The sequence below is a fragment of the Algoriphagus ornithinivorans genome (assembly GCF_900115305.1).
Lineage (GTDB): Bacteria > Bacteroidota > Bacteroidia > Cytophagales > Cyclobacteriaceae > Algoriphagus > Algoriphagus ornithinivorans.
Genome location: NZ_FOVW01000008.1, coordinates 110,285 through 128,822, shown reverse-complemented (window position 1 = coordinate 128,822; position 18,538 = coordinate 110,285). Strand labels below are relative to the sequence as shown.

Genomic DNA, 18,538 nt, shown 5'->3' with positions numbered 1-18,538 from the left:
ACTATTGATAATCAAATGGTTTGAAAAGCTTGTATTAGTAATACAAGATATTGTGTATTATCAATACAAGCTTTTGATTTGATGATTTTTTAAAACTTTGGATTAACCTTTTTCCTCCTCAACTCCAGCACCGTAATCTCCGGCCAAATCCCTACCCGCCCAGGAAAGGCTAAAAATCCAAATCCCCGATTGACGTGGAGGTATCTGCCTAGTTCTTCGTAGAGACCAGCCCATTTGGGGTAGCGGAGGGAAGCGGGACTCCATTTGACCCAGCCGGGAATCTCGATTCCAAATTGCATCCCATGCGTATGCCCACTTAGTGTCAAATGAATAAACTGAGAGAAATTTTTCACTTGTTCATCGAAATGGGATGGATCATGACTCATCAGGATTTTGAAGCTTTTTTCTTTAAGACTGCTCGCAGCTTTGGCTAGATCGCCATACTGTGCAAAACCTTTCCCCCAGTTTTCTACTCCGATCAGATCGATGCTAGCATTCCCTCTTTTGATAGGAAGACTTTCATTTCGAAGTAATTTGAAACCCAATTCTTCATGGACTTGGAAAAGCCGATTCATATTCTGCCCCTTTGCTTCTCGACTCGGCCATGTCATGTAATCACCATAGTCATGATTGCCTAGGATAGAATATTTACCCATTGGAGCCTTCAGCTTTTTAAAGGTCTCGATCCAAGGTTCCATTTCAGACGCTTGGTTGTTGACTAAATCTCCGGTAAACAGGATAACATCCGAATTCTGCTCATTGATTAGCTCTATGCCGTATTCCAGTTTCTTTTTATTGTCAAAACTACCTGAATGAATATCTGAAATCTGAGTCAGGGTGAACCCATCAAACTCCTCAGGAAGATCATCAAATTCCAAGGTATGCTTCATCACCCGATAGCGGTATTTTCCAATCAGCACTCCATGGAGAATCCCTAAAAAAGGAATAGCGGCAATTGCTAAGGCTGCTTGGCTGATAAATTTTCTTCGATCAGGTAAAAAATCTCCTTCCCTGTTTTCAGCCAAGGAATAATATCCGCCAGTAATAAACCGAAGTATATCTTCCCCAAAAAGAAAGGCGATAATAATCAGCTTTGGAATCAAAGACAGAAATAGGAGTGAAATCATTTTTCCAAAAGCGGGGCTGAGAGCACCTCTTTCGAATGTCAGGAAACTATAGATGACAAATAGGTAAATGAAGATTGAAAAAGCCCAATACCCAATTTTTACCCAAGTTTGAGAAGGGAAAAGCGTCTTAAAGGCTTGGAAAGAGTACCAGTCAATTAGGCCAATAAATAGGATGAAAAGAGAGATTCGAATAAGGATTGAAAGCACGTTGCGAAAATATTTTTGATCAATCTAAATGAGTGACATCATTCACTCTGAATTTACCTGAACGTACTGCAATATAGCAAGTTGGGTATTAACAAACTGAAGTCCTGAAAAAGGCTGCGAATTTTCAAATCACTTTTGTTGGAGAAATTCAGGAATAACTTTTTTAAGGTTAAAAAAACAAAGCCGGACATGTGCCCGGCTTTGTTGAAATTAAGGTTTAATCAGGTTTTAGTTTTTAATAATTCTATGCAGTGTACCTAAATTTCCAACCCGGATAAAGTATAAACCATTTGCCAAGTCCTGCATAGCGAATTGAACATCTGTGCTGGTTGCTATCAATGATTTCACTAAGCGGAAATTACTGTCATAGATATATACCTGTGCAGGTAGAATTTCCGGATGAATTCCATCTATCGTCAAGATATTGGAAGTCGGATTAGGATACATTCGAATCTGTTCATCTTTTCTGTCAAGTTCTGTTGCTACTTCCTGAACTTCTTCCTCCAGCTTTCTTGCTGCCTCATCCAAAGGTTGACATTCAGGGCTTGCATTTAGAGGTGCCAGATATTTCGGTCCTATGAAAGTAGATCCATCAGTAAACTGAACCTTATTTGCATAAAGGGTTCCTTCCAATAAAGAGTTTTCTGCAAAATCCACCGAAGCAAAAGGAGCAAGGATATTTCCTTGGAAGAAAGTGTTTTTGAATCTGACAGGTTCATTTCCTGAATAATGAATGCTCACCATACTTTGTGCTCCATCGCTTCCAGCGAGGTACTGCTGATCGGCATGAGGCAACCATTTTCTCACTTGAATCAAAATTGGTCCATTGCTCACATTGAAATTTATAGTCGCATTTTTGCCTGAAATTTTCCAGCTGTCAAAATTGTACACTCCGCTTTCCAGATTCAGTATAGTGCCTTCCAGCATATCAATGGATCGATAAGTGCCCGGTGCAAGGTCCAAGGAATTCCCTTTTTTCAATTGAATTTTCTCTTTGGAATTGTTGTCTGGCACTTCAAAAATCGGCTGGTCAAATGAAACTACACAGTCAGACTCTCTACTAATCGCACCCAATGGAAGAAGGGCCGACTTCTTTTGACTATCTACTTCTTTACCTAGTTGCATGTAATCAAAGACGACTCTTGACTCACCTCTTAAGATAAGCTCATTGGCCACATAGATATCGCCGACGATTGTTACAGGAACTCCACCCTGCATGGATACATTTTCAAAAATCATGTCACCAGCAGATCCGACTGAACCTTGTGACTCAGTGAAGTTTTTGCTGAAGTATACCTGCTCGAATCCATAAATACTGAAGTCACTCAATTCATCTATGACTTCCGCGCCCAAGTCTACGGTGTTAATAATGTCTGGGCCCGTTATCTCCTGCGTACATTGGTTGAAATTATTTTCTACAAAAGTTCCTATTGGACTTACCCCAGTCGCTTTTGCAAAGACATCATATTCCACAGTTTCAAAGCATCCGGATTCAGAAATAGATGCGATTTCAGGAGTAACGATAACCAATACTTCAATGGTGAATGAATCGCCTACTCCGATTTGATTTCCATTGGCTAATAAGTTTTTATCGATTTCCCCATCAAACTCAGAATTGACGATCAATCCATTACTGCTGATGCAATTGACGAAGAAATTCGATGCATCTTGAAAGCTTTCAGAAAGGTCAAAAGTGGACTGTACTTCGCTGAGCAGAACATCACCTTCGTTGCTTAGCGTTATTTCATAAACCACCTGTCTTTTACCACCGCCGATATTCAGGATATCCTTTGTGATTACATCTTTGACCTCAATTACTGGATTTTCGGGATCAAGTAAAAAGCCTGGAAGGTCAAGAATTTGTGTTCCTTGAAGGTTAAAGGTATGATCGATAATAGTATTGGTTCCAATTCTTTCTCTAGTAGTTTCTTCGTTAATCAGAGTAATATCTACTGCATTTCCGATTTTTAATTCCCCAAAGGTGATTTTAGTGCTTTCAAAAATTTCCTGCTTGGATAAGCTTTTGAAATCCCCATTAATAAAAGACTGTCCATTAATAGAGACTGGAGAACTTAATTCTTGAGGAAACTGGGCTTCTATATATTGTCCAGCGAATAGAGAAACGGTCGATCCAAAACCTGAATGGGAAAAACTTCCATCATTATTAAATACAGTATAATTCATTTCTCTCCCTAAACTGATGGTCAAATTTACTTTTGGATCATATTCGAAATCCATTTCTTGATCCATCGTAAGTGTAGGGGCGACATCACCAGCGTCTATACTTCCTAAATTATTGCCCAAGCTAAAGGAGGTTGTCAACCCCGCATAGTCTAGTAGGGAAACTAGATCATAATTCATTTGAGTCACAGAGTTTTTATTGCCCGAAACTTTCAGTTTTGTGCCTCCATTTAAGGAAAATGAATTTAATTCAGTACTTGCTGTATTTCTGAATGAAGCTTCAAATTCTGGAATAGTCGGACCATTGGGTGGTAGATCTGGAGGAGCAATGAGTACGGTATTTTGATTAGGAAAAGTTGCCAATGAATAACTGGTCCCTTGTTGTCGGTTGTAAGCATCCAGAGCACTTTGACCAAGATTAAATAGTGGGCTTAAGCCAGACCATCTGCATGCTAAAATATCAGCCTGAGTCGCATTTGGACCAAATGCTTTATCACAGATATTGATTAAAGCAGGGAGACTTGGTAAAGATTGGCTGAGTTTAAACTCCTTACTTTGATCAAAATATAATTTGTCCGAACAGATCTCTTCAGAGCAAATGCCGCTTAAACAAGGATAATAAATGGTAACTCCAAAACCGACCTCAGCATCTATTCCAATAGAAGCGCTTAAGCTCAGGTCATCAATCAAAGGTCCTATTTCCTGATTGATAAAAGGAGGACTTACCCGTAGTTTATTTCCATTTCCTGGGTCTTGTATCTGATAGGAAGTATTGATTCTAACTGTTTCTCCGCAAGCGAAGGTATTGGCTTCTGGATATTCAATAAAGACTTCCACAGGGTAGTCTAAGTTAATGTTAGATGAACCAACAGAATGCACTTGGTAATATCCGCCAGCGTCTACAGATGCATTGGCAGAGAATGTTGGCGAAATACTGGAGCAAAAGAAACCCGAACCTCCCAAGTCAGCAAGCTCCGTTAACCAACCTGGAATATTGATCCCGTTTTGTGCCAGGATATCTTTTGCTATAGATGCTCCTAAGCTTGATCCTGAATTATTAGAAAACTTGTGACTGAAATTTACACGAGTTCCACCTCCTACATTCGGATTAGGGTCTAGGCTTACATTATTAAACTCTTCCTGAAAGCGGAGATTTTGTTGCACCGAAGATGTGCTTCCTCTGGTTTGCCCAAAGGTAGTGAGGGGAAAGACTAGAAGGCAGATTAGCCCAATTAGCCCTGATAAGTAAAATTGTTTCATCTTATAAAATGATATTTGGTTAGTACTTGATTAAATGGTCAGGGCGATCATTTTTCAATAACTAATAATCCAAATACATTTTACTGCATATGAAATATGTATAAATATATATGAAAATTATTTACTGCCAAAGAAAATTCTGTTTTTAAAATTCTCTAAATATGACCCTTCCTTAAATAGTCGATTTTTGAAAGGAATTAGGGCTTTACCAAAAGAAAACCAATTCTCTTTTCTATTATAAGCATTGAATATGATTTACTTTGTAGAGGAATTTTCCACCAGCCTATTGACCTATGAGACAGTTGCTACTCCGCCCGGGAGCTGAGGAATTGAATTATGAAATCCGTGGAATCGTAAAGAAAGCACGGCAAATTGAATCCTTGGGATTTCCCATTACTTGGGAGAATATCGGTGATCCCATCCAAAAAAGTAATCAGGTACCTTCTTGGATGAAGGAAATCATTTCAGACTTACTCAAAGAAAATAAAACCTATGGATATGCTGATTCCAAAGGAATGCCTGAGACTAGAGCGTTTTTGGCAGACTTGACCAATCAGCAGGGAGGTGTTAAATTAAGTGCTGATGATATCCTCTTTTTCAATGGACTCGGAGATGCTATTGCCAAACTCTACCAGTTTTTGATCCCCACCGCGAGGATAATCGGCCCATCTCCGGCCTACTCAACTCATAGCTCAGCGGAGGCTGCCCATGCCAATACAGCTCCTATCACTTACAAACTGGACCCGGATAATCAATGGCTTCCGGATATGGATGATTTGTACATGAAGGTGAAGTACAATCCCTCCATTGTCGGAATTTTGATCATCAATCCGGACAATCCTACCGGTATGGTTTATCCCAAAGTGGTATTGGAAGGATTTGTGAAAATTGCTGAAGAGTTTAACCTCTTATTAATAGCTGATGAGATTTATCAAAACATCACCTACAATGGAGTTAGAGCAGTGGCTCTGGCAGAAGTAATCGGAGATAGGCCGGCCATTTCTTTGAAAGGCATATCCAAGGAGTTTCCATGGCCGGGAGCACGCTGTGGATGGATGGAGTTTTATAATCGGGAGGCCTCAAAGGAATTTTCCAAGCTTTGTCAAACCCTGGAAAATGCCAAGATGATTGAGGTATGTTCCACCATCCTACCCCAACTGGCAATTCCTAAGATTATGAGTCATCCTGAATACAAAGCGTACAGGGAGAAAGCCAATGAAGCTATTGGTAAAAGAAGTGATTGGATGGCAGAGATTCTTGGCGAAATACCTGGAATTAAATTCAACCCTACCCAAGGAGCATTTTACAATACAATCGTTTTCGAAGAGGGAGTTCTAAAATCTGATCAGTTTTTAGAAATTGAGGACGCTAGGGTGAAAACCTTGGTGGAAGCATGGGTTGCAGATGAGCAAATGCCACTGGATAAGCGCTTTGTTTACTACTTGCTTGGTTCCGAAAGAATCTGTGTGGTTCCTATTTCCTCTTTTTGTTCTGACCTCCGGGGCTTCCGCGTAACGCTATTGGAAGAAAAAGAAGAAACCTTTAGAGATACTTTTGAGAGATTGGGGAAAGCGATTCGGTGTTATTTAAAGTCAGAAAGCTGAAATAAGTCTGAAGTCTGAAATTAAAAAGCTGAAAAAAAATCCCAATTCTTTAGTGGTAAATCTGAAATCAAGTCCATTAAGAATTTCTTTTGGCATTGATCACCATGGATGTGAAAATGGCAGTGAGTTCATTTGACTCTTTGAGTAAAGGGAGAATCCTTTCTGAACCGAGTAGCTCGCTATCCATAATCAGTTCAAGCCAAAATACAGTTTCGTCTGCCTCTTCTTGAACTACGGATAGTTTCGAGATAAACTCAGCTCTGGACCTGCCTCTTTGTGAAGATCTATAGTTGGCACCCACTGAGGTTCCAGACTTAATCAACTGTCTTCCTAATTCAAAGCCTGCCGTATTTTTTGGTAACTCGGAAACAAGTTTGATTACTTCTAAGGCAAATTTTTTCGTTCTTTCTTTCAGATCTCTATCCATGATGTTTTTTTGAAAAAGTTTCAGCTTTCATACTTGATACTTCTGATTTTAATGATCTCTCACCTTCAATAGCCGATCCGGATTGATTTCTTCCTCCTCCACCTCTAAAGATGGCAAACTCTTCAGGTCTGGTTGCCCGGCATTGATCCAGGCGGAATACCAAAAATCAGCAATGGCTTTGATGCTTTTTTTCATCTGCCTTTGTACCATCCCGTTTAGTTTTTCAGCATAGGCTTCAGAAAATTCTTTGGAATAAACCCGTACGGTTAATTTATTCCGCTCCTCAAAACTGTACTTCCTATCCGAAGGGAACTCCCGGCTTAACTCTTTTTCAAAAAGTAAGACTGAATCAACCTGGCTGTGTGTTTGAGCTACTATTTCCCAGATAGCATGCTGCGGTTTAGCAATATAATCTGCCTTTCCTACCCAAAGGCTGTAATCAGTTGCCTGTAATTCAGGAATTCTACTTTCCCAAAAACCGTGAATGCCTTCCTGACCCGTTAATTGCCCATTGTAATTTTTTGTAGTGTGAAGCGGTACATGCAGATCTCCTATATAATGTCCCAGATCCGCAGAGATCCTGAGAATGGCGGAATGATTCCTTTCAGAAAACGCTTTAGTCAGATTTAAAAAAGTAAAATAGGCTGCCCAAGGTCCTATGCCATTGGCGCGTAAACTGTCTTCCCCAAATTTCTCCACCGCCTCATTCCAATAAATTGGCAAAATAAAAAGTGCAGAATCTCCGTAATGGTCCAAATCTATGTAATGCTTTTCTGCCTCACCCTTTACAGCGTACCTTCTGCGATCAGGATTGACTGCTTTCTCCGTGATGAACTGAATATGAGGCTTGTACAAAACCATCATTTCCGGTGGTAAAGAATATACCGCCATTCTGTTGATTAAGCTGTGCGCATAAAAGCCCCAGTAAAATGGGCTAATTATGAAAAATGTCCCATAAAAAATGGAAAGGATAAAAATCTTCATACATAAAATTAATCAGAATTTTCTAGGAGCAAAAGTTAAAAAATACAGTATATTTGCGCTTCAAAGCAGGTTTATTGTAGAATTTTCAATTCTGTAAAAACCCGGCTAGCAAAGGAATGTTTGAATTTCCTTTGGCAGAATTAATTATTTACAATAACTTTGCACTCCAATTCGGTATAGGGGAACGTAAAGAACTTTATTTAAATCAAGATATGGCAAATCACAAATCAGCTCTTAAGAGAATTCGTGCCAACGAAGCGAAGCGTTTGAGAAACAGATATCAGGCCAAGACCACCAGAACTTTCATCAAAAGACTGAAGGCTGCTACTGATAAAGTAGAAGCATTGGAGTTATACAAGAAAGTATCTTCCATGTTGGACAAATTGGCTAAGAAGAATGTGATTCACAAGAACAACGCGAACAACAAAAAATCAAGATTGGCTAAGTTCGTGAATGCTCTTGGTTAATACCTGATAAAAAATCTAAGAGAACCCTGCTAGTCAGGGTTTTTTTTATGCCTGAAAATAGATAGATTTAGTTTTCAAACTTTTTAATTGATCAGGCATGGAAAATTACTCCTCCCTCAAAATCTCTCAATTAGCGGAAGAAGACCGCCCTCGGGAAAAATTGTTGCTCAAGGGTAAATCGGCCTTAACTGATGCCGAACTCATCGCAATTCTGATTGGTTCAGGCACACCTTCTGTTAGTGCTGTTGATTTATCCAGACATATTTTGGCCTCGGTCAACCATGACTTGGCGTCATTGGCTAGGCTGAGTATTCAGGATCTAAAAAAATTCAAAGGTATTGGAGAGGCCAAAGCTATCAGTATAGTCAGTGCCATGGAGCTAGGCCGAAGAAGAAAAGAAAATGAGCCACAGCGGAAAGTTAAAATTGGCAGTTCCCGCGATATCTATGAGCTCATGAAGCCAGATTTACTGGATGAGCACGTAGAGCATTTTTATCTTGTCTTGCTTTCCCGCTCTAATCAGGTGATCAAAAAACACCTGATTTCTTCAGGTGGTACGGCGGGTACAGTCGTTGATGCAAAAATCATTTTTAAAATTGCATTGGAGCACCTGGCTCAATCTGTGATTTTGGTGCATAATCATCCCTCAGGAAGTCTTACGCCATCGGAGCAGGACAAAAGATTGACAGACCGATTAGTCCGGATCGGTCGGGATATGGACTTGCCTGTTTTGGACCATGTGATTTTTACCGATTCGGGATATTTTAGTTTTGCGGATGAAGGGATTCTTTAGGGTAAAGAATTAAGAGACGAGAGGCGAGAAGCGAGACCCTTCATTTTATATCCAAGTGGAGATCTTACAGAGATTTGGTCAAATCCTGAAAAGGTTTCAGGATAGATTGTAATTTTGAGCAACATTTGAAATGTACTGCTGTTGGTAAAAGGGAGTGCAGGAAAATCGAAATAGATCCATGAAGACAAATCATATACTTCTCATCTTAATATCCTTAGTAGTAATTGCTGCGGTAGCCTATATGCTAACCAGTGCAGAAAGTCCGGAAGCCTATCGGGAAAAAATTGAAGCGGAAAGAGAACGTCAGTACAAGTTTATCCGGTTTAATGTGGAATCCCCTTTGACAGAAGAGCAGAAGCGTGATTTTAAGGAGTTGAATTTTTATCCGATTGACCCTGCTTATAAGGTCAAAGCAAGACTAATTCCTGTGGAAAACAGAAAAGTAAGAGAGGTTCCGATGACAGATGGTTCGGTGGAGCGTTATATAGAACATTCCTATGCAGAATTTGAGTTGGGAGGAAAAACCAATCGGCTTTTACTTCTGCAGTCCGTCAGTGAATCTGATATGCGTAATTTCTTCCTAGCTTTTGCAGACGAAACTAGTGGAAGAGAAACCTACGGTGGAGGGCGCTATATCAATGCCCGTCAAGATGGGAAAAACTCCATTACCATTGATTTCAACCTAGCTTATAATCCTTATTGTGCATATAATCCGGATTATGCCTGCCCTTTGCCTCCCAAGGAAAATATTTTGAATATTTCCATCCAGGCAGGCGAGAAAAATTACAAAGAATAGGCTGTTAGGCTACTTCAAATCTCTTAAATTTGTGTTCATTTAAAATAAATGGGGTCTTTGAACCCCTTTTGTTTATCTGGTAAATTTGGTTTTACCGAAGCCCATAAATCCATGAGAATTTCAATCAATCGATTAAAAAAATACATTGCTTTAACCCAATCACCGGAGGAAATTGCAGCACTTTTGACCCAGTCCGGATTGGAAGTAGAAGGGGTCGAAGAGTTTGTATCCATCCCTGGTGGCCTTGAAGGGATCGTAATAGGGGAGGTACTGACTTGTATCAAGCATCCGGATGCCGATAAACTGAGTTTGACCACAGTGGATATCGGAGCGGACGAACCCTCCCAAATTGTATGTGGAGCTCCCAATGTGGAAGCTGGACAGAAAGTATTGGTTGCCACTGTAGGCGCCACACTTTACCCAACTGAAGGTGATGCATTCACCATCAAAAAGGCCAAAATCAGAGGTCAAGCTTCAGAAGGAATGATTTGCGCTGAGGATGAATTGGGGATAGGAACCAGCCATGCAGGGATTATGGTCTTAGATACGGACTTGCCTAATGGCACACCTGCATCTCAAATCATCCCTGTCACCCATGACCATATTCTTGAAATAGGGCTTACGCCCAATAGAGCCGATGCGGCCTCTCACCTGGGAGTTGCTAGAGATCTGAAAGCACTTTTGGGCAAAGAATTATGCATTGACTCCAGCCCTGAAGTCAAAAAGGAGGCTGAAGGACCAAAAATTTCTGTCAACGTAGAAAATTCAACAGATTGTCCGCGCTATGCCGGTGTTACCATCACAGATTTGAAAGTAGGACCTTCTCCTCAATGGCTACAGGATTTCTTGCGTTCTTTGGATTTGGAACCTATTAATAATGTGGTCGATATCACGAATTACATCCTTCATGATTTGGGACAGCCCCTTCATGCCTTTGATGCAGCTCAGATTTCTGATGGGAAAGTGATTGTCAAAAAGCTTCCTAAGGATAGCAAATTTGTGACTTTGGATGAAAAAGAGCGTAAACTTTCCGGAGAGGAATTGATGATTTGTGATTCAAAAGGAGGGATGTGTATTGCTGGAATATTTGGAGGAATTGGTTCAGGCGTAACAGAAAATACGACTTCTATTTTCTTGGAATCCGCTTATTTTTCACCGGATGTGATCCGAAAGGGAGCTCAATATCATGGCTTAAAAACGGATGCTTCTTTCCGCTTTGAAAGAGGAACTGATCCCAATATGCCGGTTTATGCATTGAAGCAGGCGGTAAAATTATTGCAGGAAGTCGCAGGGGGAAAAGTGGCTTCTGACATCGTTGATATCTATCCACAGCCAGTCGCAGATTTTGAAATAGAAGTGGAGTATGGTCATATCAATCGTCTGATTGGTAAAAAAATAGCCCCATCTGAAGTGAAATCTATTTTGGAGTCTTTGGATATCCAAGTACAAAATGAGACTGAGCAGGGATTCAAGGCCATTGTAAAACCTTATCGGGTGGATGTTACCCGTGAGGCAGATATCATTGAGGAGATTTTGCGAATTTATGGTTTCCAACAAGTAGCCCTTTCAGAAAATTTACGAACAGATTATTTGGCCGAGCATCCTGCGAAGGACCTAAATAAGCTGCAATATCGATTATCAGAAATTCTTTCGGGTCAAGGATATTTTGAGATTATTACCAATAGTTTGACCAAGCCTTCCTATGCCGAGAAGTCTGGATTTTTGGATGCTTCTCAAAATGTAGAAATCTACAATAAGCTGAGTGAAGACTTAGGGGTAATGCGTCAAACGCTACTTTTCAGCGGTTTGGAAGTATTGGCCCATAACATCAATCGACGTCAGACAGATGTCAAGGTATTTGAATTTGGCACAGTGTATCAAAAAGGTGAATCAGGCTATGAGGAAGGAAAGAGACTGGCCATTTTCCATACAGGAAACCGATCTGCTGAAAGTTGGCTGGAAGAGGCTAAGCCATTTGGTTTCGCAGATGTTTACAGCACCGTTGAGCGAATTTTGGAGAAACTAGGAATCCAGATCGGAGATGTTTCCATGATCGAGTCTCAGCCCTTCACCTATGGGCTTCGCCTGATGTTAGGTCAAAAGGAATTGGGGATAATCGGATTGGTAGATGATAAGATGCTCAAATTAGCCGAGGTAAGACAGGAGGTTTGGTTTGCCGAGTTGAATTGGGATTTGATCTGCAAGAAGGCGAGTGGTCTGAAGCGATATCAGGAGATCTCCAAATTCCCAGAAGTGAGGAGAGATTTATCTTTGGTAATCGACAAAACGGTGAATTACGATCAGGTAAAATCTGTAGCTTTAAAGGCGGGAGGAAAATTATTGCAGCGAATTGGCGTTTTTGATGTATATCAGGGTGATAAGATTGAGTCCGGTAAAAAGGCTTATGCATTGAGTTTTTACCTACAGGATCAGGAAAATACACTAACGGATAAGGTTATTGATAAAACAATGAGTAAATTGATTCAAGCCTTTCAAAATGAGGTTGGAGCTGTAATACGAAGCTGACAAAATGATTCACGAGGAACTGCAAAAACTGGAAAAACTTGCCCATCAAGCGGGGCAGCGATTGCAACTGCTTTCGGAAGAAAATGCACAGTTGAAACAAAAATTAGCCGAAGTCTCCGCTACTTTAGAAGAAAAAGAGCAGGAAATCGATCATTTTAAAAATAAAATTAAAATTAGTAACATTGTGGACAACCGACCGGTGAATCCTGAGGATTCGGCCGAAATGAGTGACTTAATCAATAATTATATACAAGAGATCGATCAATTGATCACCTACTTATCCGAGTGATATGGAGACACTTGCCATACGTATTAAAATCGGGGATAGAGAATATCCCATGAGAGTGAAGGTAGAGGATGAAGCAAAAATCCGACATGCCGGCAAGTTGATTAATGAAAAATTGAGAAAATATAAAGCAGAATTTGGTTTGGATGATAATCAGGACCTCTTGGCCATGGTGGCCTTTGACTGTATGGTGGAATCTTTAGAAACCAACGAGGTCAATGCAGAGGATAGCGAACATATCCGTAGCAGTATAGCAAACATCAATTCCCTGCTTTCTAAAGTTTTATAATTGTTGAATTCCCACTGATTTTCCGAGTTTTTTAGGATTACCCGCAGGTACAATTTATATATCCAAAATACCTATGGGAGAAGTTTTATATATCATCCTGGCCGGCCTGGTAGGTCTGGGTGCAGGAGCCGCGCTAGCGGGAGTATTTATTAAAAATAAACACAAACAATTAGAGGAGGAGACCAAAGACAAAGTCAAATCCATGTTGCGCGAAGCAGAGATTTCTGCAGAATCTCTGAAAAAAGATAAGATGCTTGAAGCCAAAGAGCATTATCTCAAATTGAAGTCTGAGTTTGATGAGGAGATGTCCAATAAAAAGAGCATCATCATCACCAATGAAAACAAGGTTAAGCAAAGAGAACAGCATTTGGCTAAGGAATTGGAGCAATTGAAGCGAAAAGAAGCGGAATTGGACTCCAAAAAGGAAAACCTCAGCGCACAGCTTCATGCAGTGCAGGTGAAAAAGGAAGAACTTGACAAAATTACTAATCAGCGAATTGCTGACTTGGAGAAGATTGCAGGTTTGACCAGAGAAGAAGCTAGGGAGCAATTGGTGAAAATGCTCACAGAAGAAGCTCAAACCAAAGCTTCCTCTCAAATCAAAGATATTTTGGATGAGGCCAAATTATCTGCAACTAAGCAGGCTAAGAAAATTGTATTGGATACTATTCAGCGTACTGCTACAGAGCATGCAGTAGAAAACTGCGTATCTGTATTCAATATCGAAAGCGATGATATCAAAGGTAAAATCATCGGTAGAGAAGGGCGAAATATCCGAGCTTTAGAATCTGCCACAGGTGTTGAAATAGTAGTAGACGATACTCCAGAGGCCATCATTATTTCCGGATTTGACCCGGTTAGGAGAGAGATAGCTAGACTTTCTTTACACAGATTGGTACAGGATGGACGTATTCATCCAGCCCGAATCGAAGAAGTAGTGGCCAAAACCGAGAAAAACATCGATGAGGAAATTGTCGAGATCGGGGAAAGAACCTGTATAGATTTGGGAATTCACGGCTTGCATCCAGAATTGATTAAGATGGTGGGAAGGATGAGATTCCGTTCTTCTTATGGTCAGAATTTGTTGCAGCACTCCAGAGAAGTGGCCAACTTATCTGCAATTATGGCTGCTGAGTTAGGGTTGAATGCCAAACTTGCCAAGAGAGCTGGTTTGCTCCATGATATTGGAAAAGTGTGGCCGGAAGAGCAGGAGTTACCTCATGCTATTCTGGGAATGGAATTGGCCAAGCGCTATAAAGAGCATCCTGAAGTATGCAATGCAATCGGAGCTCACCACGATGAAATTGAAATGACTTCAATGATTTCGCCTATCATACAGGCTTGCGATGCGATCTCAGGATCCAGACCAGGAGCAAGAAGAGAAATCATGGATAGTTACATCAAGAGACTGAAGGAATTAGAAGAATTAGCTTTAAGTTTCAATGGTGTAAATAAATGCTTTGCTATGCAGGCAGGTAGGGAGCTTCGGGTTTTGGTCGATGCAGACAATGTAGATGATCAAACAGCAGGTCAGCTATCTTTCGATATTTCTCAGAAAATAGAGAAAGAGATGCAGTATCCTGGGCAAATTAAGATTACTGTGATCAGGGAAATGAGAGCAGTGAATTACGCTAGATAATACAATCTATTTAATGGCAACCGGGAAACTGGTTGCCTTTTTTTATCATGTTAGGTCCACGCTTTTTTATTTTTATTTCGGAAGTTCTGAGGCAGGTTTGGATCCTTGCTTTTCATTATCGTCTGAGCCAAGAGGATAAGGAAACCCTAGAAAAATATTTTCCCTACTATTCCAATTTAAAACCGGCTCATCAAAAAGAGTTTAGGCATAAATTACAACTGATTTTAACCCAGAAAAGATTTTTCGCAAGAGGAGGCTTGGATAGAGTGAGCGCTGAGATGAAAGTTCTTATCGGAGCCACTATTGTGCAAGTGACTTTTGGCTACCGAAATGTGTGGCTTAAGCATTTCAATAAGATTCTGATTTATCCCAATACCTATTTTTCCAATATTTCAAAAACTTATCACAGAGGTGAGGTCAATCCCAGACATGGGATCATAGTTCTCTCCTGGGAATGTTTTGTTAGAGGGCTTGCATTGGACCATGATGGAGTGAATCTGGGAATCCATGAAATCGCTCATGCTTTGAAACTTGAAAATCAAATCCAATACAATGGGGAGAGTAATTTTTTTAATCCCAAACTTTGGCAGAAATACTCGGAGCTGGCAGCTCAGGAAAAAGAATTATTGAAACAAGGTGAGGATGATTTTTTTAGAGAAAGGGGAGCAGTTGATCTCCTTGAATTTTTTGCAGTTGCCTTGGAAAATTTCTTTGAAAGGCCTGACGAATTTAAGTCCAGAAAGCTTGAATTGTATCAGGTTTTGGTGATGTTACTGCAGCAAGATCCTCTAACCCTCAGAGCAGTTTAACTCTAATTCTAGCTTCTTAAGGGCTTGAAATAGGGATTCCTTCAAACTAGGAAGCATAGACAAATCCTGTCCCCACAGATTTTGGTTTTGTAGGATTTCCTGAACCGATTCTAATCTATTTTCCAAATTCCAAGACCTTAAGAAGAACTCCAGAATTTCCGGATTATCCTTAAGAGGAAGGGCTTTTCCCTGATTGTTCCCTTTGTAAAAAAGGATTAATGCCGCAAAGGCAAAAAGCAGATGCTCGGGCCACTTTTGAAATTTTTTATGGTATCCTAAAATACTGGGTAGGACCCTGACACGAAATTTTGAAATGCTGTTTAATGCAATGCTTTCGAGCTGATGTTCTAAAAATGGATTTTCAAATCGCTCTAAAATAGCCTTAGCATAAATTTTTAACTCAGATTCTTCCAAGTCCATGCTAGGGATAATTTCCTGAAAAATCAGTTCCCTAATCCACTGACCTATTCTCTCATCGTTTATTGATTCTCTGACGGTTCTACAGCCCGATAAATAAGCAAAAGGAACTATAGCGGTATGAGCTCCATTGAGTATTCTGACTTTTCTTAATCGATAAGGGGAGATGTCTTTGACGAATTTCACATTCAAACCAGCCTTCTCCCAGCCGAGTTGATTTTTTAATTTTTCTGCTTCCTCTATGGCTAGAAAATAATAGGGCTCTGCCTGTACGAGCAACTTATCCTCAAACCCAATTTCCTGCTGAATCTCAATAGCTTTATTCATAGGATATCCAGGTACTATTCTATCCACCAAAGTATTACAGAAAATACAATAGGAGTCCAGCCATTGGATAAAAGCGTCCGACAATCCCCACAGCTCAGCGTACTTGAGTACGCAGTACTTTAATAAATCCCCATTGTTTTCTAATAATTCTAGGGGAATTATACCGAGAGGCTTGTGCGGTCTTTCATATTCTTGGAATCTTCTATATAGTAAGGCTGTGAGTTTGCCCGGAAATGTTTTTGGAAGGGATGTAAAATCAGAATCATTGGGATCAAACTCGATTCCTGCTTCTGTGGTGTTTGAAAAAATAAATTCTAAATCTGGATTTTCAGCTAGCTGCAAAAAGGCATCATAAGAATCAAAAATGGAAGAGTAGTTTTTGACACAGGAAATGAGGCTGTATTGTTGTATTTTTTTCTGCTCATAAATCCCCATTTCTGCAACATGAAATAAGCAGTTCTGCTCTAGCATTCTTTGGTCAACCGCAGAGGAATGGATTTGAACAGTATGAATACCGCCCTTAAAATATCCCTGATCTATAGTTTTTTGAACCATCCAATCCAGAAAACCCCGGATGAAATTTCCATTTCCAAATTGGAGAATTTTAATAGGGAATGATTGAGTTGTTATTAGGCTTCGATTAAGTGGCTTCATGACTCCATACTAGGTCTAAAAGAGATTAAAGGGAAACCCCTCTTTTCCAAGGAATGAAATCATCCTGCTCCAGCAACATGGCTTTAGTATCCGTAATTCCACTAGCCACCTCAATTACTTTCTCTAAAATTTCTTCCCCCATTTCTTGTATGCTTTTTTCTCCGGAAATAATAAAGCCAGTATTGATATCAATAATGTCAGGCATTCGCTTGGCGAGCTGATGATTGCTGGAAATTTTCAGCACAGGACAAATTGGATTCCCAGTGGGCGTTCCCAGTCCGGTAGTAAATAGAATTACATTGCTTCCTGCTCCTGCCAATGCTGTGGTAGATTCTACATCATTCCCCGGAGTACATAGCAAATTAAGTCCGGGTGTACTCGCATATTCCCCATAATCCAAGACATCTGTAACAGGGGAGCTTCCACCTTTTTTAGCAGCTCCGGCAGATTTGATTGCATCCGTAATCAATCCGTCCTTGATATTTCCCGGAGAAGGATTCATATCAAATCCAGAGCCTACAGCCTCGGCTCTTGAAGCATAGGATTTCATCAGATGGGAAAATTTCTCCGCATTCTTTTCGCTGCTGCATCGATTAATCAATTCCTGCTCTACACCGCAGAGTTCCGGAAATTCGGCTAGCATGGTTTTTCCTCCCAGTGCGACCAACAGGTCTGAAGCATAGCCCACTGCAGGATTGGCTGAAATACCGGAGAAGCCATCTGAACCCCCACACTCTAAGCCCATAGTGAGCTTGCTCAAAGGAGCAGGCTTTCTTTGAGCTTGGTTGGCTTTGACCAATGCTTTGAAAGTTTCCTTGATAGCTTCTGTCAAAAGCTCTTGTTCTGTGCCAGATTTTTGTTGCTCGAAGACCAAAACCGTCTTATCAAAAGATGGGTTTATGGCAGCTAGTTTTTGATGAAGTATATCCACCTGGGCGTTTTGGCAACCCAAACTCAATACCGTAGCACCTGACACATTGGGATTATTAATATATCCAGCCAACAATGCACAGAGGGATTCAGAATCCTGACGGGTTCCCCCGCATCCACCCTGATGAGTCAAAAATTTAATTCCATCTATGTTTTCAAACAGTTTGGGAGCCAGTTTTTCAGAAACTGACCCAGCTTGTAATCTATCCAATTCCTCTAGATTCCCTTTTTTGAAAGAATCAGCCATCGCCCTAACCAATTGCTTGTAAGGATTACTTTTGGCAAAACCCAATTCTTCAGCAAAGGCTTCTCGGATGGTTTCTACATTTCTGTTTTCACAAAACACCAGAGGGATAACCAGCCAATAATTTCTAGTCCCAACCTGACCGTCTGAACGTTGATAGCCCATGAACTGCCTCTTTTCAAATCGACTGACATCGGGTTTTTCCCATTGATATGCTGAAGGGTTGATTTCAAAATCTGCAGCTTGATGTTTGATGTTTTCGGTGCTCAAAAGACCCCCCGCCGGAATAGTCTGTGTAGCTTTTCCAACCAATAGTCCATACATGATTACTTCCTGATTTATTTCTAAAGGCTGAATTGCCAATTTATGTTTGGCTGGAATATCCTCTTTGACAGTTAATTCAAAATCACCCATAAAAACAGATTCACCTGCTGAAAGATTTTGCAAGGCTACTAAAACATTATCATTGGGATGGATTTGAAGGGTTTTTGGATTCATGTAGGCCTAATTCTTTTGATAGAAAACCTAATTTAAGCAATGTCAGGTTAGGAGTTTTGGATTTTACCAAAAT

At 40.3% G+C, this 18,538-nt stretch carries 15 protein-coding genes; 9 read left to right on the top strand and 6 right to left on the bottom strand.

The genetic code is table 11. The features are described from left to right. Positions 1 to 89 precede the first annotated feature (89 nt). Both BM073_RS13610 and BM073_RS13605 read right to left on the bottom strand, forming a co-directional pair. The gene (locus BM073_RS13610) at positions 90 to 1,334 is read right to left on the bottom strand and encodes a metallophosphoesterase (RefSeq protein WP_091654873.1); all 1,245 of its coding nucleotides are present in this window, start codon (positions 1,332 to 1,334) and stop codon (positions 90 to 92) included. A gap of 228 nt (positions 1,335 to 1,562) precedes the next feature. After that, positions 1,563 to 4,775, bottom strand: coding sequence for a T9SS type A sorting domain-containing protein (locus tag BM073_RS13605; RefSeq protein WP_091654872.1), 3,213 nt, complete (start codon positions 4,773 to 4,775; stop codon positions 1,563 to 1,565). Between the two features lie 293 nt (positions 4,776 to 5,068). Between BM073_RS13605 and BM073_RS13600 the strand changes: the two genes are divergently transcribed. Then, on the top strand, positions 5,069 to 6,379 hold the full coding sequence (locus BM073_RS13600; protein ID WP_091654871.1) for a pyridoxal phosphate-dependent aminotransferase: 1,311 nt from the start codon (positions 5,069 to 5,071) through the stop codon (positions 6,377 to 6,379). A gap of 76 nt (positions 6,380 to 6,455) precedes the next feature. Here the strand turns inward: BM073_RS13600 and BM073_RS13595 are convergent, their stop codons facing one another. After that, positions 6,456 to 6,806 carry a four helix bundle protein gene (locus BM073_RS13595; RefSeq protein ID WP_091654870.1) on the bottom strand — a complete coding sequence of 117 codons (351 nt, stop codon included), beginning with the start codon at positions 6,804 to 6,806 and terminating at the stop codon, positions 6,456 to 6,458. A gap of 48 nt (positions 6,807 to 6,854) precedes the next feature. Continuing rightward, positions 6,855 to 7,790, bottom strand: a complete 936-nt coding sequence (locus tag BM073_RS13590; RefSeq protein ID WP_245756426.1) for a zinc dependent phospholipase C family protein — start codon at positions 7,788 to 7,790, stop codon at positions 6,855 to 6,857. A 212-nt stretch (positions 7,791 to 8,002) separates the two neighbouring features. On the opposite strand from BM073_RS13590, the gene rpsT reads away from it, so the two are divergent. The 8 genes from rpsT to BM073_RS13550 all read left to right on the top strand — a co-directional run bounded on the left by rpsT (position 8,003) and on the right by BM073_RS13550 (position 15,395). Continuing rightward, positions 8,003 to 8,257, top strand: a complete 255-nt coding sequence (gene rpsT, locus BM073_RS13585) for a 30S ribosomal protein S20 (RefSeq protein WP_091654991.1) — start codon at positions 8,003 to 8,005, stop codon at positions 8,255 to 8,257. A 97-nt stretch (positions 8,258 to 8,354) separates the two neighbouring features. Beyond that, the gene (gene radC / locus BM073_RS13580; protein WP_091654869.1) at positions 8,355 to 9,050 is read left to right on the top strand and encodes a RadC family protein; all 696 of its coding nucleotides are present in this window, start codon (positions 8,355 to 8,357) and stop codon (positions 9,048 to 9,050) included. A 178-nt stretch (positions 9,051 to 9,228) separates the two neighbouring features. Then, on the top strand, positions 9,229 to 9,846 hold the full coding sequence (locus tag BM073_RS13575; RefSeq protein ID WP_091654990.1) for a DUF1684 domain-containing protein: 618 nt from the start codon (positions 9,229 to 9,231) through the stop codon (positions 9,844 to 9,846). A gap of 111 nt (positions 9,847 to 9,957) precedes the next feature. Next, positions 9,958 to 12,372, top strand: a complete 2,415-nt coding sequence (pheT, locus tag BM073_RS13570; RefSeq protein WP_091654989.1) for a phenylalanine--tRNA ligase subunit beta — start codon at positions 9,958 to 9,960, stop codon at positions 12,370 to 12,372. 4 nt (positions 12,373 to 12,376) lie between these two features. After that, entirely contained in the window at positions 12,377 to 12,661 is a 285-nt protein-coding gene (locus BM073_RS13565) for a hypothetical protein (protein WP_091654868.1), read from the top strand. A 1-nt stretch (position 12,662) separates the two neighbouring features. After that, on the top strand, positions 12,663 to 12,947 hold the full coding sequence (locus BM073_RS13560; protein WP_091654867.1) for a cell division protein ZapA: 285 nt from the start codon (positions 12,663 to 12,665) through the stop codon (positions 12,945 to 12,947). Between the two features lie 73 nt (positions 12,948 to 13,020). Next, complete coding sequence (gene rny, locus BM073_RS13555) at positions 13,021 to 14,586, top strand: ribonuclease Y (RefSeq protein WP_091654866.1); 1,566 nt, start codon at positions 13,021 to 13,023, stop codon at positions 14,584 to 14,586. Between the two features lie 47 nt (positions 14,587 to 14,633). Then, entirely contained in the window at positions 14,634 to 15,395 is a 762-nt protein-coding gene (locus BM073_RS13550; protein ID WP_091654865.1) for a zinc-dependent peptidase, read from the top strand. Here BM073_RS13550 and BM073_RS13545 read toward each other — a convergent pair. Continuing rightward, positions 15,375 to 16,793, bottom strand: a complete 1,419-nt coding sequence (locus BM073_RS13545) for a tagaturonate reductase (RefSeq protein ID WP_091654864.1) — start codon at positions 16,791 to 16,793, stop codon at positions 15,375 to 15,377. The genes BM073_RS13550 and BM073_RS13545 overlap by 21 nt on opposite strands. Positions 16,794 to 16,818: 25 nt before the next feature. Beyond that, positions 16,819 to 18,465, bottom strand: a complete 1,647-nt coding sequence (locus BM073_RS13540; RefSeq protein ID WP_091654863.1) for a UxaA family hydrolase — start codon at positions 18,463 to 18,465, stop codon at positions 16,819 to 16,821. Positions 18,466 to 18,538 lie beyond the last annotated feature (73 nt).